Source organism: Pantoea phytobeneficialis (assembly GCF_009728735.1).
Classification (GTDB): Bacteria; Pseudomonadota; Gammaproteobacteria; order Enterobacterales; family Enterobacteriaceae; genus Pantoea; species Pantoea phytobeneficialis.
Window position 1 is genome coordinate 2,613,608 of record NZ_CP024636.1, and the last position, 24,637, is coordinate 2,638,244.

Here is a 24,637-nt window from a genome sequence, read left to right on the forward strand (position 1 = left end):
AAATAATCATGGGTCCCAGCGTTGATGCAGTTCCCTCTTCGGAAACCTTTCCGACGAGCGCCGATGTGGTGGTGATTGGTGGCGGGATTATCGGCGTGGCGACCGCGTTGTCGCTGGTGCAGCGCGGTGTCAGAACCGTGCTGTTGGAGAAGGGCACGGTGGCGGCAGAGCAGTCGAGCCGTAACTGGGGCTGGTGTCGTCGTACCGGGCGTGACCTGCGCGAGCTGCCGCTGATCAACCTCAGCATGCAGTTGTGGGAGGGGATGAATGTGCGTGTAAACCGCGAAACCGGTTTTCGTCGCAATGGCATCGTTTATGCCTCACGCACCGAACAGCAGCGTGAGCGCCATCAGCGCTGGGTCAATGAAGCGCAACATTACGGTATTCACAGCGAGATGCTGACGCCGCAACAGCTGAGTCAGCATCTGCCGCAGCTACAGGGCAGCTATCCCGGTGGGTTATATACCGCGCTGGACGGGCGCGCCGAACCGCAGAAAGCGGCTCCGGCGATGGTTGCTGCGGCGATGGAGCAGGGACTGAATCTGCAACAGCATTGCGCGGTTCGCACCATTGAACGTACCAATGGGCGCGTGAGCGAAGTGGTCACCGAGCACGGCGCCATTCGTTGTCAGCAAGTGGTGGTGGCGGGGGGAGCCTGGTCACGCCTGTTGTTGCAAGGGCTGGGCGTGACGTTGCCGCAATTGAAGGTGTTGTCGACGGTGCTACGAACCCGTCCGGTGGATTTCGATCCTGGTGCCTGCGCCAGCTTCGGTAGTGTTGCGCTGCGTAAACGGCTGGATGGTGGCCTGACGGTCGCCAGTTCGGCCACCAATACCGCCGATATCACGCTGGATTCGTTACGTTTTAGCCCACGCTTTATGCCTGCCTTTTGGGTGGAACGTAAATCGTTGCAGTTGCGTCTCGGTAAGCGTTTTGTCGATGAAGCGCTGCGCTGGAAGCCCGGCCAGCCAGATAAACGATCGATCTATGAAGTGCTGCGCGTGCTCGATCCGGTGATTAATCCGTTGATCGTACAGCGCATGCGTCAAAACCTGGCAGAGTTGCTGCCACCGCTACGCGATCTGCCGGTGGCGCAGAGCTGGGGCGGGTTAATTGATACCATGCCGGATGCCATTCCGGTGATCTCCGGGATTGATCAGGTAGCCGGGTTGTATCTGGCGACCGGTTTTTCTGGTCACGGATTCGGTATCGCGCCCGGAGCCGGTCAGCTGATGGCGGATCTGGTGCTGAACAGCACGCCGTCGGTGGATGCCCAGCCGTTCCGCTTTAGCCGGTTTAGCGATGGTGAAAAGATTCGCGCGCAGCATTGGTTGTAATGCTTTATTATCAAAATCCGCGCCTTGCATAAATTTGCATAAGGTGCGGATAATTAAGCACTTTTAATTTTATCGCTTGATAAAAAACATTTTTTATCAATAAGTTATCGCTATGCGGAAATTGCGGGTAGCGGGTTGTTCCGGCAAAAAAAAGATGACATTATTGCGCCCCTGATAGTTATCCACCCCCTTAATCACTGAGGACGCCGCCATGGTCGGTACAATGCGCATCTGCACTTGTTCCTGTTCGCTTCGCTGCAAGCGTTCCTCCGTCATCTGTTGTTCGCATTTCTCGCTCACCATGCGGTGAGGCCAGCCACGCGCTCACTGTTGGACATGAGTAAAGACAGACATTTTCTGACTTTACTGATGTCTATCGGTTGCGGCTGTGATCTCTTTTTGCACCGATCCGTCTGACGTTATTCGCCGGGGAATCTTCCTCATTGCTGTGCCACTGGCACCCACTCATCCTTGACCTCTGGGGATTTGTGTTATGACACCACTGAAAATTGCTGCCAGCGCTGCTGTAGCGCCAAACCTGAGCCTGAACACCATGCGCGACGTGGTGACGCTGGACAATACTGACTTTACCGACGTAGCGGCTGTTGTCGTCTCTTTGGCAGATACGCGGAGTGGCGTGTTGGCGTTGTTGCGCCATACCGGCTTCAATCTGCCGGTGTTCGTTGCCAATGCCTTTGACGAAGAGGTGCTGCAACTGCCGGGCGTCGTTGCCGAGATCAACGGTGCACCGGAAGAGTGGGACGCGTTGGAAGAAGCGGCGCAAGCTTATGAAGCGGAACTGCTGCCACCGTTCTTTGACACCCTGACACGCTATGTTGATATGCAAAACAGCACCTTTGCCTGTCCGGGGCATCAGGGCGGCGCCTTCTTCAAAAAGCATCCGGCTGGTCGTCAATTCTATGAATTCTATGGCGAAAACGTCTTCCGTTCCGATATGTGCAACGCGGATGTCAAACTGGGCGATTTGCTGATCCACGAAGGCTCAGCCAAAGACGCACAGAAATATGCGGCCAAAGTCTTCAACGCCGATAAAACCTATTTCGTGTTGAACGGCACTTCCAGCGCCAACAAAGTGGTGACTAACGCACTGCTGACGCGTGGCGATCTGGTGCTGTTTGACCGTAACAACCATAAATCCAACCATCATGGCGCGTTGATTCAGGCCGGTGCCACGCCGGTATATCTTGAAGCGGCGCGCAACCCGTTTGGCTTTATTGGCGGTATTGATGCGCACTGCTTTGACGAAGCATATCTGCGCGAGCAGGTAAAGAAAGTCGCGCCGAAGCGTGCCAAAGAGCAACGTCCGTTCCGTCTGGCGATTATCCAGCTCGGCACCTACGACGGCACGGTGTACAACGCACGCCAGGTGGTGGACCGCATTGGCCATCTGTGTGATTACATCCTGTTTGATTCGGCCTGGCTGGGTTACGAGCAATTTATCCCGCTGATGGAAGGCTGCTCACCATTGACGCTGGAGCTGAACGAGAACGATCCGGGAATTTTCGTCACCCAGTCGGTGCATAAGCAACTGGCCGGTTTCTCGCAAACCTCTCAAATTCACAAGAAAGATAACCATCTGCGTGGGCAGAAACGTTTTTGTCCCCACAAGCGCCTGAACAATGCCTTTATGCTGCACGCCTCAACCAGCCCGTTCTACCCGTTGTTCGCCGCGCTGGATATCAACGCGCGTATGCATCAGGGCGAGGCGGGTCGTAGCATGTGGCACGAGTGCGTCACGCTGGGCATTGATGCACGTAAAGCGATTCTGGAACGCTGTGAGATGATCCTGCCATTTCTGCCGGAGCAGGTGCACGGTAAACCGTGGCAGGCAGCGGAAACGGAGGCTATCGCCGCCGATCCGGCTTACTTCAGCTTTGAACCAGGCGCGAAATGGCACGGATTTTCCGGATATGCCAGCGAGCAATATCTGGTGGATCCCTGCAAACTGTTGCTGACCACGCCGGGCATTGATGCCGCCAGCGGGGAATACACCGAGTTCGGCATTCCGGCCACCATTCTGGCGAACTACCTGCGTGAAAACGGCATCGTGCCGGAAAAATGCGACCTCAACTCGATTCTTTTCCTGCTAACGCCAGCGGAAAGCGCCGAGAAGATGGCGCATCTGGTCGCGATGCTGGAGCAGTTTGAGCAGCACGTTAAAGAGGATGCGCTTCTGGCGGAGGTACTCCCGAGCGTGTATCGCAAAAATATGGCGCGTTATCAGGGGTATACCCTGCGCCGTCTGTGCCAGGAAATGCATGATTTGTATGTCAGCTATGGCGTGAAAGATCTGCAAAAAGCCATGTTCCGCGAAGCCTGCTTCCCGCCGGTTAAGGTGAACCCGCAGGATGCGCATCAGGCATATATTCGCGGCGACGTTGAGTTAGTGCCGATTGCCAAAGCGGAAGGACGTATCGCCGCTGAGGGTGCGTTGCCTTATCCTCCGGGCGTTCTGTGCGTGGTGCCGGGCGAGGTATGGGGTGGGGCGGTGCAGCGCTATTTCCTCGCACTGGAAGAAGGTATTAACCTGCTGCCGGGATTCTCGCCGGAGTTGCAGGGGGTTTACACCGAAGAGGATGACAGCGGGCGTAAGCATTTAGTGGCGAATATGATGGTTTGATTGTGCTTGCTGTTGCCCTCATCCCGGCCTTCTCCCGCAAGCGGGAGAAGGAGATGTGCAATATGCTGAATCTTCGCCCTCTGCCGTAAGCGGGAGAAGTCTGCCCGATCTACCCCCTCTCCCGTCTTGCGGGAGAGGGTTGGGGTGAGGGAACTGACCGCACTTAATAACGGTGATAACTGCGCTGGGCGCTGTTCACCTTGTACAGATAACGACGTGATTCCGCTGATGGATGGTTGGTGGTGAGCGTCTGATATACCTGCCCCGGCGACATACCATTAATCATCGCAAACGCGCGATCTTTATCGCTGGAGAACACCCGCAATACGCTGCCCGCGCCGCCATTATAAGCGGTAATCACTGCATAACGGCGTGATACCGGGTCCTGGATTCCACCCAGATAGGTGTTCTGCAACAACGACAGATAGGCCGTACCGGCATCAATGTTGTTCTCCGGATCAAGCAGATAACTACGGCTGGGTTTACCCCATTTGCCCTTCATGCGGAACACATCAACCCCGGCGGTATGTTGCACTACCTGCATCAGTCCCAGCGCATCAGAATTACTCACCGCATAGGGGTTGAAGCTCGATTCGGTCTGCATAATTGCCAGAATCAATGACGCATCCACGCCATACTCTTCTGCGGCTTTGCGTACCATTGGCAGGTATTTGTGCGCACGCTTGTCGAGATGGTTCGGCACCATCGGGATGGTCACCGACCAGATAACATGCAAGCCAGAGGTGCGTTTTTGCAGTTTGTTCTGAATCAGGTAGTCAGCAAAGTTACCAGCACGGCCCTGCCAGCGAATGGCCTGGCCGGTGTTGTCCAGCACCTGGCCGTACAGCATTGGCTCTTTACTGATCTGAATATCGTTGGCATCTGAATAGAGATCCACATTACCCGGTTCATCACCCATCAACAGCGTGGTGATGATCGCCTGACGCAGGCTCGCCATCGGATCGGTGCCGGAAATGGTTTCAATGGTAATGCTACCGCTATCAAAGTTGATATGGCTGCGGGTGTAATAGTTGTCGCTATATTTGACGTAATCTTTGGGGCCTGCGATCAGAACCTCATTGATTCCCCAAATATTTTCAATGTTATGGGCGAACTGACCCATCAGAATGTCGAAACCGTTGGTGTCCTTAACCCACTCTTCGTGATATTGCCCTTGTTTGTGTCCGGAGCAGGAAACCAAAAGCGGTGCGATTGCCAGCAGGGCGATCAATTTTTTATTCATTGTTAATGCAAGCCTGACCTGAAAAGGGCCTCAAGGTGAGGCCCAGAAAGTTTATTTTTCCGGCGGTGTGTAACCTTCAATGTGCACATCTTTGCCTTCAAACAGGAAATTCACCATCTCCTGTTCCAGCACTTTGCGATCGCCTGGGTTCATCATGTTGAGTTTTTTCTCGTTGATCAGCATGGTCTGCTTGGTCATCCATTGCTGCCAAGCCTCTTTGGAGATTTCGTTGTAGATGCGCTTACCCAGCTCGCCAGGATAGAGCTGAAAGTCCTGACCTTCAGCGTCGCGTTGCAGATAAGTACAAAAAATAGTGCGGCTCATTACTCTTCCTCTTCGGTCACTCGCGTATGCAGTGCCAGTTGCTGGGGATGTCGCAGTTCATGCAACAGGCGCTCGACCGGCGCAGCCAGACCCACTGACGGTGGTTGCGCTAAGTTATACCAGAGACCGCCTGCTTCATCCATCAGCGACCCGGACGAAGGCCATGCCAGCCACATAGGCACAATATCCAGATGGAAATGGCTGAAAGTATGGCGGAATGCAGTGAGCTGCTGCGGTTTGGCGTGAATACTGCGTTCTGCCAGCCAGTCGGTCATCGCCTGTTCGGTGGTGAATTGCGGGAAGCAGAACAGGCCGCCCCACAGGCCCACGGGTGGGCGTTGTTCCAGCCAGACATCATCACCGTGTTGCATCATCAGAAACCAGCCACTGCGTTCGGGCAGCGTCTGCTTAGGTTTTTTGCCGGGATAGTTGGCCCAACTGGCATTGGCATATGCGACACAGCCGCTGCTAAGCGGGCAAATCTCACACTTCGGACGTGAGCGGGTACACACTAACGCGCCGAGATCCATCATCGCCTGATTAAACTGGCTGACGCCCTGTGCTGGCGTCACTTCTTCGCTCAGTTGCCATAGCCGCTTCTCGACCTCTTTTTTCCCCGGCCAGCCTGCTACGGCGTAGCAGCGCGCCAGCACACGTTTAACGTTGCCATCGAGGATGGGGAAGTGTAGTCCCAGCGACAGCGACAATATCGCCCCCGCCGTTGAGCGGCCAACACCCGGTAACGCGGCCACGTCATCAAAGTTACGCGGGAACTCACCAGCGTGCTTATCCACCACCTGCTTTGCCGCTTTGTGCAGGTTACGCGCACGGGCGTAATAGCCCAGACCGGTCCACAGATGCAGCACCTCATCCAGTGGCGCAGCCGCCAGATCGGCAACCGTGGGGAAGCGCGCCATAAAGCGTTCAAAATAGGGAATGACGGTGGCAACCTGGGTCTGCTGCAACATCACTTCGGAGAGCCATACTTTGTAGGGCGTTTTCTCCTGCTGCCAGGGCAGGGTTTTGCGACCAAAGCGCTGATACCAGTCCAGCACCTGTTGCGCGAACTGCGGCGCTTGCATCATAAGAAGGAAATTTTCCGTGGTTACTCTACACTCAGGCAGGAATTCCAGCATAGAGACATCAGGGTGTAAACCGGAAGTTTGCAAAGGCTTGCTTCTGCTATTGAACTTTGCATAATGCGCGTTTCCCTGAACACGCTAATCAACAGGCTTTGACATGATTAATGACGTCATCACCCCAGAATTTGATGAGAACGGGCGGCCATTGCGCCGTATCCGCAGTTTTGTGCGCCGCCAGGGGCGCTTAACCAAAGGGCAGCAGCTGGCACTCGATCAATACTGGCCGGAGATGGGCGTCGAGTATCAGCCGGAACCGCTGGATTTGACCGCGTTGTTCGGCCGTGATGCGCCGCTGGTGCTGGAAATTGGTTTTGGTATGGGAGCCTCGTTAGTGACGATGGCGAAAAATAACCCGCATCAGAACTTCCTCGGCATTGAAGTTCATGCGCCAGGTGTTGGTGCGTGTCTGGGTTCAGCAAAAGAAGCGGGCGTGGAAAACCTACGTGTGATGTGTCACGACGCCGTTGAAGTGCTGGAGAAGATGATTCCAGATAACTCGTTGCGCATGGTGCAGTTGTTCTTCCCGGACCCCTGGCATAAAGCGCGCCACAACAAACGTCGTATCGTTCAGGTACCGTTTGCTGAGCTGGTCATGCGTAAGCTGAAGTTGGGCGGTGTCTTCCATATGGCGACCGACTGGGAAGCCTACGCCCAGCACATGCTGGAAGTAATGAGCAGCATTCAGGGTTATCAAAACCTGTCTGCAAGTCATGATTACGTGCCGCGTCCGGAGACGCGTCCGTTAACCAAATTTGAGCAACGCGGGCAGCGACTGGGCCACGGCGTTTGGGATCTGATGTTTGAGAGGGTGAAATAAATGGCCACACAGCGCAGCCGTCGTTTACGTAAAAAATTGCATATTGATGAGTTTCAGGAACTGGGTTTCTCCGTTGCCTGGCGTTTTGCCGAAGGTACCAGCGAGGAGCAAATTGACAGCACGTTGGATGCTTTCATCAATGAAGTGATTGATCCAAATGGTCTGGCTTACGATGGTAGCGGTTACCTGGTCTGGGAAGGGTTGGTGTGCCTGCAACAAACTGGCAAGTGCACCGATGAGCATCGTGAACTGGTTCGCAAATGGTTACAGGATCGTGGCCTGACAGACGTGCAGGTGACTGAACTCTTTGATGTGTGGTGGGACTAAGAATCCTGTAGACGGTACTTATTGGTACACCCCGTAGCGGCGCGATAAATCGCGCCGCTACGGTTCCGCAAATGGACGCAGGAGATTTCATGGTTCGTAAAGCGCTTCTCGCCGCGTTATTGCTGGCGGCGACACAGGCTCAGGCTGCTTATGAATGCAGCGTTAAGCCACAAGATGATGTGATTATTAAGCCGCAGAGCGTGCAGGTGGTGGGAGAGAACGGCAACCTCGAAATCTCGCCGCAGGGTGACGTGCAGTTCAATGGTCAGAAAGTTAGCGTTGATAACGCGACGCGCCAGAAAGCGATCAACTATCAAAATGCGTTGCGCCGTGACTTGCCCTGGATTGATCAAGGTGCCAGCACGCGACTGGAGCGTAGCCGCGTTGCGTTGGATCAGGTGATTGTCGAGAAGCTGGGGCCAAACAGCAACGTGCGTAATCGTCTTACTAAGCTGGATGGTCAGCTGAAGCAGCAGATGAACCGCATTATCGAACATCGCAATGATGGTCTGACTTTCCATCATCAGGCCATTGATCAGGTGCGTGCCGACGGTGAAAAGCTGGTGCAAAGCACTATGGGCGGCATCTTACAGGACAGCCTGAACGAGATGGGTAGCCAGCAGACAGGTGGCGGCAATAACCCATTGCAGGCGCTGATGGGCAATCTTGGTGGTTTACAACAGTCGATTCAAACCGAGTGGAACAAGCAGGAGCAGGATTTCCAGAATTTTGGCCATGAAGTATGTAATCGTGTGACGGATCTGGAAGGGCAGCGTAAAGGCCTGGTACAAGGTTTTAAAGGTTAATTTCGTAGCGGCGCGATTTATCGCACGGTTTTTTCCGACACTGCGCGATAAATCGCGCCGCTACTTTTCAGTGATAAGTTTTATTCGCCTTTCACTTCTTTTGCCACGGCCTTATTGCTGGTGGCAAAGTTATAAATAACCAGCAGAGCGAAAATCCCGGTAATCACCATAGTGATGGTGCCCTTGTCCATATATCGGGCCATATTGCCGAGGATGATCCCGGTGACACCAAAGTCGGTATCCGAGAAGGTGGTGTTGGTTAATCCCAACGCGCCCAGTACTGGTAACAGCGCTACCGGCAGGAAGGTAATTAATACACCATGTGCGAACGCACCGAGCATTGCACCACGTTTACCTCCGGTCGCATTACCGAATACCCCGGCGGTGGCACCGCAGAAGAAGTGAGGCACTACGCCTGGCAGAATTAATACCCATTTCAGCTGGCCGAGGATAAATAATCCAACCAGACCCCCAACGAAGCTGGAAATAAAGCCAACCAGTACCGCATTCGGCGCGTAAGGGAATACAATCGGACAGTCGAGTGCCGGGCGTGCATTTGGCACCAGCTTCTCAGAGAAACCGGTAAACGCCGGGACGATTTCTGCCAGAATTAAACGAACGCCTTGCAGAATAATAAATACGCCAGCCGCGAAGGTGATCGCCTGCACGAATGAGTAGACCAGATAGTTCTGACCATGACTGAAATGGCTTTCCACATACTCTTTGCCCGCAGAAACGGACAGAATAAAATAGATAATCATCATCGTCAGGGAAATAGAGATGGTGCTGTCACGCAAAAAACTCAGGTTTTTTGGCATGTTCATCTCTTCGGTAGATTTTGAACCTTTACCGACTAATGAACCAATCCAGCCAGACAACACGTAACCCACCGTGCCGGTATGGGCTAACGCGACCTGGTCATGGCCGATGATTTTACGCATATGCGGCTGAGCCAGCGCCGGGAAAAATGCCATCAACATGCCGAGTGCCAGTGAACCGGTGTAAATAAGCTGGACACCTTCGAAGCCGGCCACCGACAGAATAATTGCCACCATACAGGCCATGTAAAATGTCACATGACCGGAAAGGTAGATATATTTCAGGCGGGTAAAGCGGGCAACCACAATATTCGCCACCATACCAAACGCCATAATCAGCGTGGTGGGCGCGCCGTATTTTTCCAGTGCAATGGAAACCATCGCTTCGTTGTTAGGGATAATTCCCTGTACATCAAATGCCTGCTTAAAGATATCACCGAGTGGCGTCAGTGAACCAACCAATACGGAGGCACCACCTGCCAGTACTAAGAAACCCAGAATCGTTTTTACCGTGCCTTTAATCACATCCGGGAACGGTTTTCTTTGCGCGACCAGACCAAATAAAGCCACCAACCCTACGAGGATTGAAGGCACTTTCAGCACGTCGACAACTACCAATAAAAGGTTTTGGATAAACATATTAACCTCAGCGGTAAGCGTTCTATTTTTTCAGGTTGCATATACCCTGGTTGCAACCTGAATTATTAAGGGTAGAGAAGGTTGAGTCAGGCTTTATTAAAATATTCGCGGATCTTTAGCTCAAGCTCTTTGATGTCAATGATGTTATTGATGATGATGACTTTGTCCTCAGGCAGGTTCGCACTGTAGGCAATGTCTTTACCCATCACAAAAACATCAGCAACATCCGGGGTAACTGAACCCAGATCGGAATGTTCGACATCCGCTGTGATTTCGATGGCTTTAAGAACTTTTTTAATGTTCATTTCCATCATAAAACTGCTTCCCAGGCCTGAGCCACAAACCGCCATAATTTTCATATAACACCTCTTGATTCGTATTCTGAATGGTTTTCTTAATTAACAGCCTTATCTGCCAGTAAAATGGCGCTCAATTCTTCTTTACTACCTGCGTTGAATAATCGCCCCATCGTCTCGTCATCGGAAAGGACTTCAGCCAGTTGCGAAATCATTTCAATATGGCTGTTACTGTCCGGTGCTGAGAACATAAAAATAGCATCAACCGGATCATTTTCATCCGCATCGAATTTAACGGCATGGCCCAGTTTGACAATCGATAACCCCAGTTTTTGCGCTCCCTGTTCAGGGCGCGCGTGGGGCATAGCGATACGTGGTGCGATAACAAAGTAGGGACCAATGTCCTCTTTTTGCTGAATGATGACATCAATATATTGCTGAGAAATGGCGCCTTCATTCAGCAGTGGGCGTCCTGCAACCTGAATTGCCTCTTTCCAGTCAGAGACATTTTCCAGGTATTGGATCTTTTCCTCATTCAGCCACTTTGACAGATTCGACATAGTTATATCCTGAATTAAAGTCGTATTCGGTGTTTACTTCAGCAGGCTACGGGCGGTCTCAAGGACATTCTCCACCGTAAAGCCAAAATGTTTGAACAGGACGTTGGCCGGTGCTGACTCACCAAATGATTTCATACCAATCACTTTCCCATCCAGACCGGTATACCGCTGCCAGAATCCTTCGATGCTGGCTTCCACCGCCAGACGTTGACGCACGTCTTTCGGTAGTACCGATTCTTTATATTGTTCGTCCTGTTGATCGAAACGCTCGGTACAGGGCAGGGAAACCACCCGCACTTTGCAGCCTTCTTCGCGCAGCACTTTAGCGGCGGCAACCACCAACTCGATTTCTGAACCGGATGAGATCAGCAACAACTCGGGCTTGCCATCACAATCGACAAGGACATAACCACCACGGGAAATATCCGCCACCTGGGCCGCCGAACGCGGTTGCTGCTCAAGCGGTTGTCGGGTAAGGACCAGCGCGGTTGGTCCGTTTTGGCGTTCAATCGCCTGACGCCATGCCACCGCGACCTCAACCTGGTCGCAGCCACGCCAGGTTTCCATATTGGGTGTCAGTCGCAGCGAAGCTAATTGTTCCACCGGTTGGTGGGTTGGGCCATCTTCGCCCAAACCGATGGTGTCGTGGCTATAGACGAAGACCGAACGGATTTTCATCAGCGCCGCCATACGCACCGCATTGCGTGCATACTCCATAAACATCAGGAAAGTGCCGCCGTAGGGGATAAAACCACCATGCAGCGCCAGGCCATTCATGATGGCTGACATACCGAATTCACGCACACCGTATGAGATGTAATTTCCCGCCGGGTTTTCAGCGCTGAAATCGACAGAGGTTTGCTGTCGGGTCAGGTTTGAGGGTGACAAATCCGCTGATCCACCCAGCAGTTCCGGCAGTAAATCGGCAAAATGGTTCAGGCACTTTTGGCTGACCTGACGGGTGGCAAGATTAGCTGGCGTTGCCTGCAATCCGGCGATGTAGCTGTCCATGTCCTGTGCCCAGTTGGCAGGCAGCTCACCCTGCATACGGCGGCTAAATTCCGCCGCCAGCTCCGGCCAGCGCTGTTGATAAGCGGCAAACAGGTGATCCCACTCTTGCTGGTTTTTTCCACCCTGCTCGGTTGCATCCCAGGCCTGGTAGATGGCAGCGGGAATTTCAAAGGGCGCATGCGGCCAGTTCAGAGCTTCACGCACCAACGCGACTTCTGTGCTGCCAAGGGCTGAGCCGTGGCAATCGTGGCTATTGGCTTTATTCGGTGAACCAAAACCAATGATGGTTTTGCAACATAGCAGGCTGGGTTTGTCGGTGACGGCTTTGGCTTCACGCACCGCAGCATCCACTGCCGCTGCATCATGTCCGTCGACACCTTCAATCACATGCCAGCCATAAGCGCAGAAGCGGGCGGCGGTATCTTCTGAGAACCAGCCTTCCACATGCCCATCAATCGAGATGCCATTGTCGTCCCAGACGGCAATCAGTTTGCCGAGCTGCAAAGTGCCTGCCAGGCCACATGCCTCATGGGAGATCCCTTCCATCAGGCAGCCATCGCCTAAAAACAGCCAGGTGTAATGATCGACCAGCGCGAAATCCGGTTTATTGAACTGTGCCGCCAGCCCTTTTTCGGCAATCGCCATCCCGACGGCATTTGCCACGCCCTGACCAAGTGGGCCGGTGGTGGTTTCTACGCCGGGTGTATAACCGTATTCGGGGTGCCCTGGCGTGCGGGAATGCAACTGGCGAAACTGACGGATGTCTTCAATGGTCACATCATAGCCAGTCAGATGCAGCAAGGAATAAAGCAGCATGGAGCCATGTCCGTTGGACTGAACGTAGCGATCACGGTTGAACCACTGTGGGTTTTTGGGGTTGTGGCGTAAGTGGTGACGCCATACCACTTCGGCAATATCCGCCATTCCCATTGGCGCGCCAGGATGCCCTGAATTGGCTTGCTGGATCGCATCAATGCTCAGAAATCGAATCGCATTTGCTAACTCTCTATTTACCATGAACTGATCTCGCTTTAGCGCTGTTTTATGCAGAAATCCTGACTGTCATCGCTGGGTCGGTGGTAAAAGATGTCCAGTCACTTCCCGGTGGTTGCCCTTGGTGTGGCGCCCTGTCGTGATGTGTGAAGATATTCCCACCGTCATTCTGCTTTCGGCTGGGAAGTCACAGCATCTGAATAAATAATGATAAATATCATTATCTTGATTTGATTTGTTATGCAGGTGTCCTGATTTTTATTTTATATCAATCGGGTTTTATGGTTGCCTGATTAAGTCTATACATGTTTAATGTGTCTAGTCATCTTGATGATGCACCTGGACGTGTACAGATACAATATGTAAGATTCAAATCTGGCTGGACACCCTGAGCGGGAGTGCAAATTCGTTAACTGGATCACATCCTCATACGGTCAGGCTGGTACGAAGAAAATAAACTCAGGCATACATGTGCACTGATGGCTCGCGGTTGTCGGGTCTTACACTTATCGGGAACAACGCTGATGGTCGATGGCATTACTGAGAAGCAGAAAGAGGTTGTCGATTACATCCTCCGCAAAATCAAAGAGGATGGGCTTCTGCCTGGCGATAAGCTCGACACCGAAATCGCGATAGCCAAGAACATCGGCATCACCCGCGCGACGGTGCGCGAAGCAACCAGAATTTTGATTGAACAGCAGCGAATTTACCGGGTGAAAGGCTCAGGTCTGTTTGTTGGCTCGATTGGCAAAAGTAACCATTCTGGCCGTTTTCATGCGCTGTCACCTTTTGATTATCAGGCGCAGAAAAAAGGCTATAAAGGCATCAGGAAAGTTATCACCGTCAGCATCATGAAGGTGCCAACGCCAGATATGGCACAGTCGTTACGCATTAAGAACAGCGATCAGGTGTATAAAATCGTCCGTTTAATGTGCTTTGATGATATCCCGGTGGCGCTGGAACATATTCATTTGCCGGTCACCATGTTTAGCAGCATGGAATTCAGCAAGCTGGAGATCTCCAAATACTCGTATATTGAACAGCTCACCGGGAAGAAAGTGCAGCGCAGGGATCAGAACCTGAGCGCTATCAACTTAACCGATGCTGATCAGCTTAATCTGCTGAATTTGAAAGAGAACGATGCCGTGCTGGAGATCAGTGAAACCGTCTATCTGGATGATGGTACGCCGTGCGAAGTGAATATCGCGCTGATTAACACCCACCTGCTTCAGCTGCGACAAAATACCGAGAGAGGCTGATTTATCGCGCGTTTTTTTAAACACGCGCGATAAATCGCGCCGCTAAGTCGGGGCTACTCTTCAGCTAAGAACAACTCCAGCAGTGAGTTCAGGAACAACTTACCTTTTTCCGTAATCTGCCAATGTTGCTCCGTTTCCAGCACATATCCTGCTGCGATCGCTGCATCGATCTGTGGACGAATCACTGCCTCATCCAACCCGGTATAGCGGCGGAAATCGGCGCGCGGTGCCGCTTCCAGCAGACGGAAACGGTTCATAAAGAACTCAAACGGTTTGTCGGCATCTGCGACATCATGCTGTTTATCGAGGTAATTACCCTTCATAAAACCACGCGGATGACGGGTTTTTACGGTACGGACAATGCGGCCATCCGGCTGTGTCAGTTTGCCATGCGCACCACAACCAATACCGAGGTAATCACCGAAGCGCCAGTAGTTGAGGTTATGCTCACAGCGATAGCCGGGCTTCGCATAGGCCGAAGTTTCATATTGCTGATAACCCGCGGCGGTCAGCAACTGATGGCCTTGTTCGAAGATATCCCACAGCGCGTCATCATCCGGCAGCACTGGCGGGCGTGAGCCAAACAACGTATTTGGCTCAATGGTCAGCTGATACCACGACAGATGAGGTGGATTTAAGGCAATCGCCTGGCGCAGATCGTCGAGCGCTTCTTCCAACGACTGGTCTGGCAGACCGTGCATCAAATCGAGGTTGAAGCTGCGTAACCCAAGACCGGCGGCAAGATGTGCCGCGCGTTTTGCTTCTTCCGGACCGTGAATACGTCCGAGACGCTCCAGTTTTTGCGGACTGAAACTCTGCACACCAATTGAAATGCGGTTAATCCCGGCTTGCTGATAACCGCTGAAGCGGTCGGCTTCTACCGTACCAGGGTTGGCTTCCATGGTGATTTCGGCATCGGGCGCCAGCGGTAGCCGCGCACGTACGCCATCCATCAACATTTGCATCGCGTTGCTGCTTAACAGACTTGGCGTACCACCACCAATAAATATGGTACGGACTTCGCGCCCGCTGGTCAGCGGTAAATCCTGCTCAAGATCGTTCAGCAGGTGCTGCACATACTCGATGTGCGGCACCTCGCCTTTCAATGCGTGGGAGTTGAAATCACAGTAGGGACATTTTTGTACACACCACGGAATGTGGATGTACAGGCTTAACGGTGGTAAATCAGGCATTGCGCATCGCATCCAGTAACAGCGTCAATGCTTTGCCACGGTGAGAAACAGCGCGCTTTTCATCTTTACTCAGCTCAGCCGCTGTTTTGCCTAATTCAGGTACATAGAAAATCGGGTCATAGCCAAAACCGCCTGCACCCGCGGCAGCACGCGTGATTTCACCGGCCCAGCTACCGTGGAATACCAGAGGCGTAGGGTCGGCCGCGTGACGCACGTAAACCAGCACGCAGTGGAACTGCGCCTGACGTTCGCCGTCTGGCACATTTTCCAGCGTAATCAGCAATTTGTCGAGGTTCTGCTGATCGCTGGCATCGAGACCGGCATAGCGGGCAGAGTAGATACCCGGCGCACCGCCGAGGGCGTCGACCGCCAAACCGGAGTCGTCGGCAATCGCAGGCAGACCGGTGATTTGCGCGGCATGGCGGGCTTTGAGAATGGCGTTTTCAATAAAAGTCAGACCAGTTTCATCCGCTGACTCTACGCCTAACTCGGTTTGCGCCACGATATCCAGACCAAAGGCCGCCAGCAGGTCGGCCAGTTCACGAACTTTGCCCGGATTACCGGTGGCGAGAACAACTTTTTGCATAACAGTTCCAGATTAACGAATTACAGCAAATACCAAAGACCCGGGAACAGGTCCATGCCGAGGAAATTCAGCGCATACAGCACCAGAATGACAATCATGGCAGAAAAATCGATACCGCCCATAGCTGGCAAAATGCGACGAATCGGTGCCATCAGCGGTTCAGTCAGTTGGATCAGCACATAATCAATGGGACCGCGGCCCTGGCTGATCCAGCTCATCAGTGAACGAATGATAATTACCCAGAACACCAGATAACCGGCTGACTTCAGCAGTGATAACAGGCCAACCAACAGGTTGGTTGGATCTACCGAAAACACGCCTACCTGAATCAACAGCAGAATCGGGTATTTCAGGGTGGTCAGCACAAACGCCAGCAGTAACGAGGCGGTATCAATCGGCCCTAATGCCGGTAATACGCGGCGCAGTGGTTTGATAATTGGCTGGGTAATCTTCACGACAAACTGCGACAGCGGGTTGTAGAAGTCACAGCGTGACCACTGCATCCAGATGCGCAGCAGCAAGACCATCACGTACAGGTCGATCAGCGTTTTGACTAAAAACGTCATTGTTAACATGAGGTTCCTCAATTATTGTTGTGAAGTGCGCGCATAATCCCGCGCGCCAAATACGGCGGTGCCGATACGCACCATAGTACTGCCAGCGGCGATGGCCGCTTCCATGTCGTCGCTCATTCCCAGAGAAAGCGTATCGACGTCAGGGTAATTCTGTTGCAGGGCACGAAACGCGGCAGCCATTTGCAGGCAGACCGCCAACTGGCGATCATAATCCTGTTCCGGTGCCGGAATCGCCATCAGGCCGCGCAAACGTAGCTGCGGCAAGGCAGAAATCTCCTGTGCCAACGTCGGCAGCGCCTCCAGCATGATGCCAGATTTGCTGTTCTCGTCACTGATATTTACCTGAATTAACACATTAAGTGGCGGCAGGTGCGTCGGGCGCTGGTCATTAAGACGTTGCGCAATGCGCTGACGATCCACGGTATGGCACCAGTCAAAATGCTCCGCCACCTGGCGACTTTTGTTCGATTGCAATGGACCAATGAAGTGCCATTGCAGTTCAGGATGTGCGGCCAGCGTGGTGACTTTTTCAACCCCTTCCTGCACGTAATTTTCGCCAAACGCCCGCTGTCCGGCAGCAATGGCTTCTTCGACCGCACTCACAGGTTTGGTTTTACTCACTGCAAGCAGCGTAATTTCTTCTGGAGCGCGTCCGCAACGCGCGGCAGCAGCGGCGATACGCTCGCGTACTTGCTGTAAGTTGTGCTCAATGGAAGTCATAGTCAGGAGAATTTCTATGGATTTGGATAAAGTTGTGGCCCTTAGTGTAAAGCATAACGCCGCCGATCTGCACCTTTGCAGCGGACATTTGCCACACTGGCGACGGCAAGGGGTGCTGGAGCCCATCCCGGAGCAATCCGCACTGGAACCGGCCTGGCTGGAAGCCTTTATGATGCAGTGGCTGGATACCGCGCAGCAGACGTTGCTGGAAGCAGAGGGGCACGTCGATTTTGCCATCACATTGGCAAGTGGCGTGCGACTGCGCGCCAATCTGTTTCTCCAACGGCACGGTTTGTCCCTGGCTTTGCGGTTGATTGCCAGTCAGGTACCGGCAATCGACAGCCTGGGGTTGCCGCCGGTTGTTGAGCAATTGCTTCTGCTGGAGGAGGGATTGATTCTCATCACCGGTGCAACCGGCAGTGGCAAATCCACCACACTGGCGGCGCTGGTCGATAGCCTGAACCGTGCGCAGTCACGCCATATTCTCACGCTGGAAGATCCCATCGAGTTTATTCATCACAGCCTGCGTTCGCTGATTCAACAGCGTGAAGTTGGGGCGCACTGTGCTTCATTCCGTCAGGGACTGAAGGCGGCGCTGCGCGAGGACCCGGATGTGATTCTGTTAGGTGAACTGCGCGATAGCGAAACTATCCGCCTGGCATTAACGGCGGCTGAGACTGGCCATCTGGTGCTGGCAACCTTGCATACGCGTGGTGCGACTCAGGCAGTGGACCGGTTGGTGGACGTGTTTCCCGCCGAGGAAAAAAACCTGGTGCGCAGTCAACTGGCAGGGAGCCTGAAAGCGGTGCTGGCGCAGCGGCTGGTGCCGGCAAAGCAGGGAGGGCGGGTGGGATTGTTTGAAGTGCTGGTGGCGACGCCTGCGGTAGCTAACCTGATTCGCGAAGGGAAAATGCATCAGTTGCCGGGAGTACTGCAAACCGGCGCACAGGCCGGAATGCAAACCTTCGCCCAGAGCGAGCTGGCGCGACAGCAGGCAGGGATGATTTGAACGATCAGTGGGTGTCGAACCAATCTTCGAGGATGATGACGGCCGATTGCGAATCGACCGCGCCTTTTTGCAGCGCGCGGTAGCCACCACGTTCGAACAAACCGGCACGCGCTTCAACGGTACTGAGGCGTTCATCCTGCAACTCAACACGCACCCCAAAACGACCATGCAGGCGGTTGGCAAACTTACGTGCGCGCGCGGTCAGTTCCTGTTCGCTGCCATCCATATTGAGCGGCAGACCTACCACTACGTAGTCGGGCTGCCATTCTTTTAGTAACCGCTCGATCAGGTTCCAGTCCGGCGTACCATCCTGCGCTTTAAGCGCCGCCAGCGCGCGGGCGGTGCCTGTCAGTTGCTGTCCGACAGCAACGCCAATACTTTTGGTGCCGAAATCAAAGCCCAGCAGCGTTTCACTGGCCATCAGGCGTGTCCTGCATCGTTAGTCATATTGTGGATATCCACACCCAGGCATTTCGCGGCTTCACGCCAACGTTCCGCGATCGGCGTCTGGAACAGAATGGTGCTGGATGCTGGTGTGGTGAGCCAGGCGTTTTCCAGCAATTCGTTTTCGAGCTGATCTTTTTCCCAGGCGCAGTACCCCAGCGCCACCAGCACATGTTCTGGTTGAGAGCTGCTACCAATCGCTTCCAGCACATCTCTTGAGGTGGTGATCACGGTGGTGTCTGAAATACGAATGCTGGAGGAGTAGACGCGTTGTGCAGAATGCAGAATAAAGCCACGGTCCTCCGCCAGCGGGCCGCCAGCGAATACCGGTTTATCCAGCCTGATAGCTGGATCGCGATCTGATGGGCTGATTTTGAGCTTTTTAAGGATGCCTTCGACCGTCAGATTCTCCATCGGCTTATTAATAATCAAGCCCATAGCACCATCTTCGTTATGCTCGCAAATGTACACGACCGAGCGCTTGAAGAAGGGATCTTGCAGGGATGGCATCGCAATCAAAAAATGATGCTGTAAATTCATTCTCACTCGTATACCAAAAATAACCGGCATTGCTGCGGCAATGCCGGTATTGGAGATATTCACGGAGCCTTGGCTCCGACGGCATCCTTAGCCCAGACGTTTCTCAATGGCATCCATCAGCATACCGGTGATGGAGATTGGGAAGGCGGCTTCAATTTCACGCACGCAGGTCGGGCTGGTCACATTCACTTCCGTCAGTTTATCACCGATGATGTCAAGACCGACAAAAATCAGCCCTTTTGCTTTAAGCGTCGGCCCAACGCGACGGGCAATCTCCCAGTCGCTGTCGCTCAGGGGACGAGCTTCGCCACGGCCACCCGCTGCCAGGTTACCACGGGTTTCGCCACCTTGCGGAATTCGCGCCAGGCAGTAAGGGACGGGTTCACCGTCAACCACCAACACACGTTTGTCGCCATCTTTAATGGCTGGCAGGTAGTTTTGCGCCATGCAGAAGTTCTGCCCGTGATTGGTCAGGGTTTCGGTGATAACGCCGAAGTTAGGATCATCCTGTTTCACGCGGAAGATCGATGCACCACCCATGCCATCCAACGGTTTGAGGATCACATCGCCGTGCTCCTGCCAGAAGGCGCGTAATTTCTCTTTGCTGCGCGTCACCAGCGTGTCGGGGGTGAGATCGGCAAACCACGCGGTGTAGAGTTTTTCGTTGCAGTCACGCAGGCTCTGCGGCTTGTTGACGATCAGCGTACCTTGCTCTTCAGCACGTTCCAGCAGGTAAGTGGCATAGATAAATTCGGTATCGAACGGCGGATCTTTACGCATCAGCACCACATTGAGATCGGCCAGTTTGATCTCTTGCTCGCTGCCAAATTCATACCATTTATCGTAGTTTTGCTCGACGCTGAGCAGGCGCGTGCGTGCGTACGTCACACCGCCACGCAGGGAGAGATCGTTCATCTCCATGTAATGAATTTCGTAACCACGGCGCTGCGCTTCCAGCAACATGGCGAAGCTGGTGTCTTTTTTAATGTTGATGGACGAAATCGGGTCCATAACGATGCCAAGCTTAATCATTATTCTCTCCTCAAAGGGGGGAACTCACTACCCCTGCTTAGTCAGGACGCCATGTTAACGCTGGCGTCTTTATACAACCCGAAAGTATCCCTTAACCGAGGTCGCCAAACCTCACCTGAAGTGCCGTAATGGCGGTGAGGGCGGTGGTTTCGGTGCGTAACACGCGTGGTCCCAACAGAATATCAGTGAAACCGTGCTGTGCTGTCATGGCAATCTCCTCTGTCGACAGGCCGCCTTCAGGACCAATCAGCAGGCGGATGCGCTCAACAGGGTGGGGCAGCGTGTTGATACTGTGGCTGGCGCGCGGGTGTAAATTCAGTTTTAGCCCTTCATCGGCTTCACTGCACCAGGCTTCCAGCGTCATCGCTTCGCGAATCTCCGGCACGCGATTACGGCCGCACTGCTCGCAGGCGGCAATTGCAATTTTTTGCCATTGCTGGATTTTTTTTGCCAGACGCTCAGCATCCAGCTTTACGCCACAGCGTTCAGAAAACAAGGGCGTAATGACATTGACGCCAAGTTCGATGGATTTCTGGATGGTGAATTCCATTTTTTCACCGCGCGACATCACCTGTCCAAGGTGCAGATGCAGCGGTGATTCGCGATCATCCTGTTGACTGTCAAGGACTCTTACTTTTACACGCTTTTTATCAGCCTGGGTGATTTCGGCGGCAAAAGTCAGATTACTGCCATCAAACAGCTCTAGCCGCTGGCCTGCGTTCATACGCAGCACGCGTCCGACGTGATTGGCGGCGTCTTCATCAAGGAAGACCTCACTGTTCACAGTAAGGGGTTCGGGGTGAAAAATGCGAGGTATACGCATGCGGTTCCTGCCAGCGTTAATGCCGTGCCAGCGGCACGGCTCAATCGGAAAGCAGCTAGTGTAGGGTAGCGGTTTTAGCGCTGGCAAGCCTGAAGCACATAAGGATTATGATTGCCCTGCACTTTGGCGATGCGTTGATCGCGTTCGCACTCCCACGGCGTCACCGGATATTGCTTATCCCAAGCGGTAAACAGCTGTGTTTGCTGACGTGACAGGCTCAGTTTGTATTGATCGCGCATATAAAAGTAGGTGCGGGCAATGGCTCCACGGGCGCGCTCCGGTGGCTGCGCCAGTTTCTGTTTGAAATCGATCTTCATGCTGCACTGGCCGTAGGGCTGTTCACCACCGTTCCACTGGCTGTACTGGAAGTTGCCACGATCGCCATTCACTTCACCTATTGCCGGCTCAAGGTTGTGCAGATCGCTCTCAATGCGGCGGTAATCGGCATCTTTGCTGCAATTTTTACGTCCACCGTTTTGCCAGCACTGGCGCTGATGGCCGAACTCCCAGGCAGGCATCACATGTTCCCATTCGATGCGAGCTGCGCGGTTAGCATTTTTACGCACGTTATAGCCACAGCTGCTGAGGTCAGGTACGCCTTTCTTGCCCTGCCAGTTGATTTTGCAGCCACAGTAGAAACTGCCGGGCGCATCGGCATTGATTGAGGCCGCGTATTCTTTGGCCTGCTGGAAGTTATTCTGATGGTAATTATTGAGGTTGAGGCTCCAGGCACTCAGCGGAGCGACTAACAAGGTCAGGGCGATAATAATTTTGCGAGACATATTCCAAACTTAACCCGATGCGAAAAAAGGCGGCAGGTTAGCAGAATGCGCCCGGCGGTGAAATGAGATTACCGACTAACTTGCTGAAAATTCACCAGGTTGCAATATCGTACCGCAATGTACGCAGCGATATTCACTTTCGCCACGCACGACGCGGTTATGACGGCGCACGGTGAGTTGATGTTGCTGACAACGGCAACGGTAGGCAAAGGTACGGCTGCGCACCGAGTCGATTTCGAATTGATGTGTGCGGCGTGCGGGTACACCCAGCACTTCCTCCATCATCCATTTCCACTCTTTGCCGTGTGGGGCAACGCGACCGAAGGTTTTCCATACCAGCAGATGCGCGAGTTCGTGCGGCACCACTTCGTCGATAAACGCCTGTTGATTTTCCAGCAACAACACCGGGTTGAGACGGATTTCCCACTTCTCCAGCCAGGCGGTGCCTGCCGCTGTACCACGTTGTTGATAAATCAGTTTCGGTTCGGGATAGCTGCGTTTCAGCCGCTCATTTGCCAGTTGCAGGAACTGGCGCAGTGAGCGCATCACGGCTTGTTGTATGGCAATGGGCAGGCGGGGCGTTTTCATGGCGGAAAGCATAAGGCGTTGCGCGGGGGAACTCAACTGCTGCGGGACGTGCCATAAAAAAGGGCCGCCCGCAGGCAGCCCTTGTTAGCGCATGTTTCGATCATTCCTGACCGATTTCACGCAGTTTTTTACCCGACAGCAGGTTGCGTTCGATGTGCTCCAGCGAGACGTTTTTGGTCTCAGGGATCAGCACGAGCGTCAGCAGGATAAAGAACACGTTGAGTCCGGCGTAGACCCAGAAGGTCGGCGCGTTGCCCAGTGAGTTCAGCATGGTCAGGAAGGTGGCACCGACGATCATGTTGGCAATCCAGTTGGTCGCTGTTGAGACGGTGATACCGAAGTCACGGCCTTTCAGCGGCTGGATTTCAGAGCACAGTACCCAAATCAGCGGACCGGCGCTCATGGCGAAGCCGACGATAAACATCAACAGCATCGCAACCGCGAAGTACTGCGCACCGGCTGAGTGAATACCGACATGCAGCATGGTACCGAGGATACCCATACCGGCTGCCATCACCAGGAAACCCAGCACCAGTGTAGGCTTACGGCCCCAGCGATCCACCAGGCCAATAGCGATAAAGGTTGCCAGGACGTTGACCAGGCCGACAATCACCGTGCCCCACATTTGTTGTGTGGTGTTGGCGAAGCCCGCGATTTCAAAGATTTTCGGTGCGTAGTACATGATGACGTTCATACCGGTGAACTGCTGCATCACCTGCAACAGCACGCCAAGGAATACCGCGCGACGGAAGTTGCTGTTGCTCTGGAACAATTGCCAGCCTGACTGTTTGATCTTCAGGCTTTCGCGGATTTCATCCAGCTCGCGTTTGGCCTGCTCGCTGGTGTCACGCAGGCGATCGAGCACGCGCTGCGCATCGCGGAAGTTACCCTTCGCCGCCAGCCAACGCGGGCTGTTTGGCAGAAATACCACGCCTACCAACAGCAGGATTGCCGGAATGGTGATGACACCCAGCATCCAGCGCCATGCACCCGCGTCACTGAACGCGGTGTCGGACAGGTACGCGGCCAGAATACCAATGGTGATCATCAGCTGATACAGGGAGATCATACTGCCGCGGATTTTTTCCGGTGCGATTTCAGACAAATACAGTGGCGCAGTGTAAGACGCTACACCGACTGCCAGACCGAGTACCACACGGGCAACAATCAGCATTTCCGGGTTGGGTGCAAAGGCTGACCACAGGGAGCCAATCACAAACAGAATGGCTCCGGCCATCAGGCTTTTTTTACGACCCAGTTGTGATGACATCCAGCCGCTGCCGATAGCACCCACTGCTGCACCAAACATCATGGAGCTGACGATCCACTCTTGCTGGTGGGCGGTAACGTTAAAGTCTTTAGCGATAAAGGGCAGGGCACCAGCGATAACGCCGATATCCAGACCGAACAGCAGGCCGGCCAGAGCCGCGAGAAAGCAGACAAACAAGGTCATCGCCTTATTTGAGGTTCTGCTTTTATGAGTATTGCCAGGCATATTGCCTCCAAATTTATCTATCGTTGTTTTTATCAATGTTAAGGAACCTGCTTGCGGGAAAAAGTGAGGAGGATCACATGAATGTAATCGGTTACACTCGCTGAATCCCTGTCATTCAGCATTTTTCGCCCAAAATGGTTCTGTAACCAGTAAGGTATAGCACCCTTTAAGTTTCTGACATCATTCTAAATATCGGCTATCAGACGACGCTGAAAATAACGCATTTTTACTGGAATAACCACGCTGCAAAATTCCTAAATCTCAGATATTTAAAGCGTTTCAAAATGTAATCGTTAACAATTTGTTGTTAATGGAAAAGCTGACCCGAAATGTAACGACGCGATTTATCGCGTAATGCCGATCAGTTAAGCATGAAATGATCGATTGAACGATCCTGTAGTTCTGCAAAAATCTGTAATCTCCCGGGGATTACGGATTTTTTTATGTTACTCAGCCAGGCTCTCGATACCGTCCTGAACTTTACGCCGAAAGAATTTTCTGCGCTTTCCGATCTGCTCTCACCCGAACTCATTGATGAATGTCTGGTTGATACCGGTGTCGTGACTCTGCGAAAACGCCGCCTCCCAATGGATATGATGGTCTGGGCTGTTACCGGCATGTCCCTGTTTCGTTCGCT

The 24,637-nt window shown here is 53.3% G+C and carries 27 protein-coding genes; 8 read left to right on the forward strand and 19 right to left on the reverse strand.

Features of this window, described 5'->3' with window-relative positions:
- The first annotated feature begins 8 nt into the window (after nucleotides 1-8).
- Entirely contained in the window at nucleotides 9-1,337 is a 1,329-nt protein-coding gene (locus tag CTZ24_RS12175) for an NAD(P)/FAD-dependent oxidoreductase (protein ID WP_208723650.1), read from the forward strand.
- Nucleotides 1,338-1,433: 96 nt separating this feature from the next.
- Here CTZ24_RS12175 and CTZ24_RS12180 read toward each other — a convergent pair whose 3' ends face one another.
- Complete coding sequence (locus CTZ24_RS12180; protein ID WP_209012096.1) at nucleotides 1,434-1,640, reverse strand: hypothetical protein; 207 nt, start codon at nucleotides 1,638-1,640, stop codon at nucleotides 1,434-1,436.
- A gap of 190 nt (nucleotides 1,641-1,830) precedes the next feature.
- On the opposite strand from CTZ24_RS12180, the gene CTZ24_RS12185 reads away from it, so the two are divergent.
- The gene (locus CTZ24_RS12185) at nucleotides 1,831-3,978 is read left to right on the forward strand and encodes an ornithine decarboxylase (RefSeq protein ID WP_208723652.1); all 2,148 of its coding nucleotides are present in this window, start codon (nucleotides 1,831-1,833) and stop codon (nucleotides 3,976-3,978) included.
- A 163-nt stretch (nucleotides 3,979-4,141) separates the two neighbouring features.
- Here the strand turns inward: CTZ24_RS12185 and mltC are convergent, their stop codons facing one another.
- Genes mltC through mutY form a run of 3 tightly spaced genes read right to left on the reverse strand, consistent with a single transcriptional unit; the run spans nucleotide 4,142 to nucleotide 6,630 of the window.
- The gene (gene mltC / locus CTZ24_RS12190; RefSeq protein WP_021186186.1) at nucleotides 4,142-5,221 is read right to left on the reverse strand and encodes a membrane-bound lytic murein transglycosylase MltC; all 1,080 of its coding nucleotides are present in this window, start codon (nucleotides 5,219-5,221) and stop codon (nucleotides 4,142-4,144) included.
- Nucleotides 5,222-5,272: 51 nt separating this feature from the next.
- A complete protein-coding gene (locus CTZ24_RS12195; RefSeq protein WP_013510385.1) occupies nucleotides 5,273-5,545 on the reverse strand; it encodes an oxidative damage protection protein in 273 nt (90 codons plus the stop codon).
- Complete coding sequence (mutY, locus tag CTZ24_RS12200) at nucleotides 5,545-6,630, reverse strand: A/G-specific adenine glycosylase (RefSeq protein ID WP_208723653.1); 1,086 nt, start codon at nucleotides 6,628-6,630, stop codon at nucleotides 5,545-5,547. Before mutY ends, CTZ24_RS12195 begins: the two co-directional genes overlap by 1 nt.
- Before the next feature lie 154 nt (nucleotides 6,631-6,784).
- Here mutY and trmB point away from each other — a divergent pair, with 154 nt between their 5' ends.
- From trmB to CTZ24_RS12215, 3 genes are all read left to right on the forward strand, one after another.
- The gene (trmB, locus tag CTZ24_RS12205; protein ID WP_021186189.1) at nucleotides 6,785-7,504 is read left to right on the forward strand and encodes a tRNA (guanosine(46)-N7)-methyltransferase TrmB; all 720 of its coding nucleotides are present in this window, start codon (nucleotides 6,785-6,787) and stop codon (nucleotides 7,502-7,504) included.
- Nucleotides 7,505-7,831: a YggL family protein gene (locus CTZ24_RS12210; RefSeq protein ID WP_021186190.1), complete on the forward strand. Its 327-nt coding sequence runs from the start codon at nucleotides 7,505-7,507 to the stop codon at nucleotides 7,829-7,831. It abuts the gene before it with no gap.
- 89 nt (nucleotides 7,832-7,920) lie between these two features.
- Nucleotides 7,921-8,637 carry a YggN family protein gene (locus CTZ24_RS12215; RefSeq protein ID WP_208723654.1) on the forward strand — a complete coding sequence of 239 codons (717 nt, stop codon included), beginning with the start codon at nucleotides 7,921-7,923 and terminating at the stop codon, nucleotides 8,635-8,637.
- Between the two features lie 80 nt (nucleotides 8,638-8,717).
- Here CTZ24_RS12215 and ulaA read toward each other — a convergent pair whose 3' ends face one another.
- The 4 genes from ulaA to tkt form a co-directional block, all read right to left on the reverse strand.
- Entirely contained in the window at nucleotides 8,718-10,094 is a 1,377-nt protein-coding gene (gene ulaA, locus CTZ24_RS12220; RefSeq protein WP_021186192.1) for a PTS ascorbate transporter subunit IIC, read from the reverse strand.
- Nucleotides 10,095-10,180: 86 nt separating this feature from the next.
- Complete coding sequence (locus tag CTZ24_RS12225) at nucleotides 10,181-10,453, reverse strand: PTS sugar transporter subunit IIB (protein WP_021186193.1); 273 nt, start codon at nucleotides 10,451-10,453, stop codon at nucleotides 10,181-10,183.
- Nucleotides 10,454-10,488: 35 nt separating this feature from the next.
- Nucleotides 10,489-10,950 (reverse strand): PTS sugar transporter subunit IIA, encoded by a 462-nt coding sequence (locus tag CTZ24_RS12230; RefSeq protein WP_021186194.1) that lies wholly within the window; start codon nucleotides 10,948-10,950, stop codon nucleotides 10,489-10,491.
- A gap of 33 nt (nucleotides 10,951-10,983) precedes the next feature.
- Entirely contained in the window at nucleotides 10,984-12,978 is a 1,995-nt protein-coding gene (gene tkt, locus CTZ24_RS12235; protein WP_208723655.1) for a transketolase, read from the reverse strand.
- A 500-nt stretch (nucleotides 12,979-13,478) separates the two neighbouring features.
- Between tkt and CTZ24_RS12240 the strand changes: the two genes are divergently transcribed.
- Nucleotides 13,479-14,213: a GntR family transcriptional regulator gene (locus CTZ24_RS12240; RefSeq protein ID WP_208723656.1), complete on the forward strand. Its 735-nt coding sequence runs from the start codon at nucleotides 13,479-13,481 to the stop codon at nucleotides 14,211-14,213.
- A 53-nt stretch (nucleotides 14,214-14,266) separates the two neighbouring features.
- On the opposite strand, the gene hemW is transcribed toward CTZ24_RS12240, so the two are convergent.
- From hemW to CTZ24_RS12260, 4 genes are read right to left on the reverse strand one after another with little or no spacing between them, the layout of a single operon-like run.
- Nucleotides 14,267-15,406 (reverse strand): radical SAM family heme chaperone HemW, encoded by a 1,140-nt coding sequence (gene hemW, locus CTZ24_RS12245; RefSeq protein WP_208723657.1) that lies wholly within the window; start codon nucleotides 15,404-15,406, stop codon nucleotides 14,267-14,269.
- The gene (locus CTZ24_RS12250) at nucleotides 15,399-15,992 is read right to left on the reverse strand and encodes an XTP/dITP diphosphatase (RefSeq protein ID WP_021186198.1); all 594 of its coding nucleotides are present in this window, start codon (nucleotides 15,990-15,992) and stop codon (nucleotides 15,399-15,401) included. Before CTZ24_RS12250 ends, hemW begins: the two co-directional genes overlap by 8 nt.
- 20 nt (nucleotides 15,993-16,012) lie before the next feature.
- A complete protein-coding gene (locus CTZ24_RS12255; RefSeq protein ID WP_021186199.1) occupies nucleotides 16,013-16,567 on the reverse strand; it encodes a YggT family protein in 555 nt (184 codons plus the stop codon).
- A gap of 12 nt (nucleotides 16,568-16,579) precedes the next feature.
- Entirely contained in the window at nucleotides 16,580-17,287 is a 708-nt protein-coding gene (locus CTZ24_RS12260; RefSeq protein ID WP_208723658.1) for a YggS family pyridoxal phosphate-dependent enzyme, read from the reverse strand.
- Nucleotides 17,288-17,303: 16 nt separating this feature from the next.
- Here CTZ24_RS12260 and CTZ24_RS12265 point away from each other — a divergent pair, with 16 nt between their 5' ends.
- A complete protein-coding gene (locus tag CTZ24_RS12265; RefSeq protein ID WP_208723659.1) occupies nucleotides 17,304-18,296 on the forward strand; it encodes a type IV pilus twitching motility protein PilT in 993 nt (330 codons plus the stop codon).
- 4 nt (nucleotides 18,297-18,300) lie between these two features.
- Here the strand turns inward: CTZ24_RS12265 and ruvX are convergent, their stop codons facing one another.
- From ruvX to CTZ24_RS12300, 7 genes are all read right to left on the reverse strand, one after another.
- Nucleotides 18,301-18,717 carry a Holliday junction resolvase RuvX gene (gene ruvX, locus CTZ24_RS12270; RefSeq protein WP_021186202.1) on the reverse strand — a complete coding sequence of 139 codons (417 nt, stop codon included), beginning with the start codon at nucleotides 18,715-18,717 and terminating at the stop codon, nucleotides 18,301-18,303.
- Nucleotides 18,717-19,280 (reverse strand): YqgE/AlgH family protein, encoded by a 564-nt coding sequence (locus tag CTZ24_RS12275; RefSeq protein ID WP_208723660.1) that lies wholly within the window; start codon nucleotides 19,278-19,280, stop codon nucleotides 18,717-18,719. The genes ruvX and CTZ24_RS12275 overlap by 1 nt, the downstream gene beginning before the upstream one ends.
- Nucleotides 19,281-19,367: 87 nt before the next feature.
- On the reverse strand, nucleotides 19,368-20,312 hold the full coding sequence (gene gshB, locus CTZ24_RS12280) for a glutathione synthase (protein ID WP_013510368.1): 945 nt from the start codon (nucleotides 20,310-20,312) through the stop codon (nucleotides 19,368-19,370).
- A gap of 91 nt (nucleotides 20,313-20,403) precedes the next feature.
- The gene (rsmE, locus tag CTZ24_RS12285; RefSeq protein ID WP_036627824.1) at nucleotides 20,404-21,135 is read right to left on the reverse strand and encodes a 16S rRNA (uracil(1498)-N(3))-methyltransferase; all 732 of its coding nucleotides are present in this window, start codon (nucleotides 21,133-21,135) and stop codon (nucleotides 20,404-20,406) included.
- Between the two features lie 74 nt (nucleotides 21,136-21,209).
- Nucleotides 21,210-21,917, reverse strand: a complete 708-nt coding sequence (gene endA, locus CTZ24_RS12290; protein ID WP_021186205.1) for a deoxyribonuclease I — start codon at nucleotides 21,915-21,917, stop codon at nucleotides 21,210-21,212.
- Between the two features lie 75 nt (nucleotides 21,918-21,992).
- Nucleotides 21,993-22,505, reverse strand: a complete 513-nt coding sequence (locus tag CTZ24_RS12295; RefSeq protein WP_152521918.1) for a SprT family zinc-dependent metalloprotease — start codon at nucleotides 22,503-22,505, stop codon at nucleotides 21,993-21,995.
- Between the two features lie 100 nt (nucleotides 22,506-22,605).
- Nucleotides 22,606-24,000 carry a sugar porter family MFS transporter gene (locus CTZ24_RS12300; RefSeq protein WP_208723661.1) on the reverse strand — a complete coding sequence of 465 codons (1,395 nt, stop codon included), beginning with the start codon at nucleotides 23,998-24,000 and terminating at the stop codon, nucleotides 22,606-22,608.
- Between the two features lie 443 nt (nucleotides 24,001-24,443).
- On the opposite strand from CTZ24_RS12300, the gene CTZ24_RS12305 reads away from it, so the two are divergent.
- Nucleotides 24,444-24,637, forward strand: a 194-nt coding sequence (locus CTZ24_RS12305; RefSeq protein WP_208725548.1) for a transposase domain-containing protein, incomplete at its 3' end; no start/stop codon positions are given.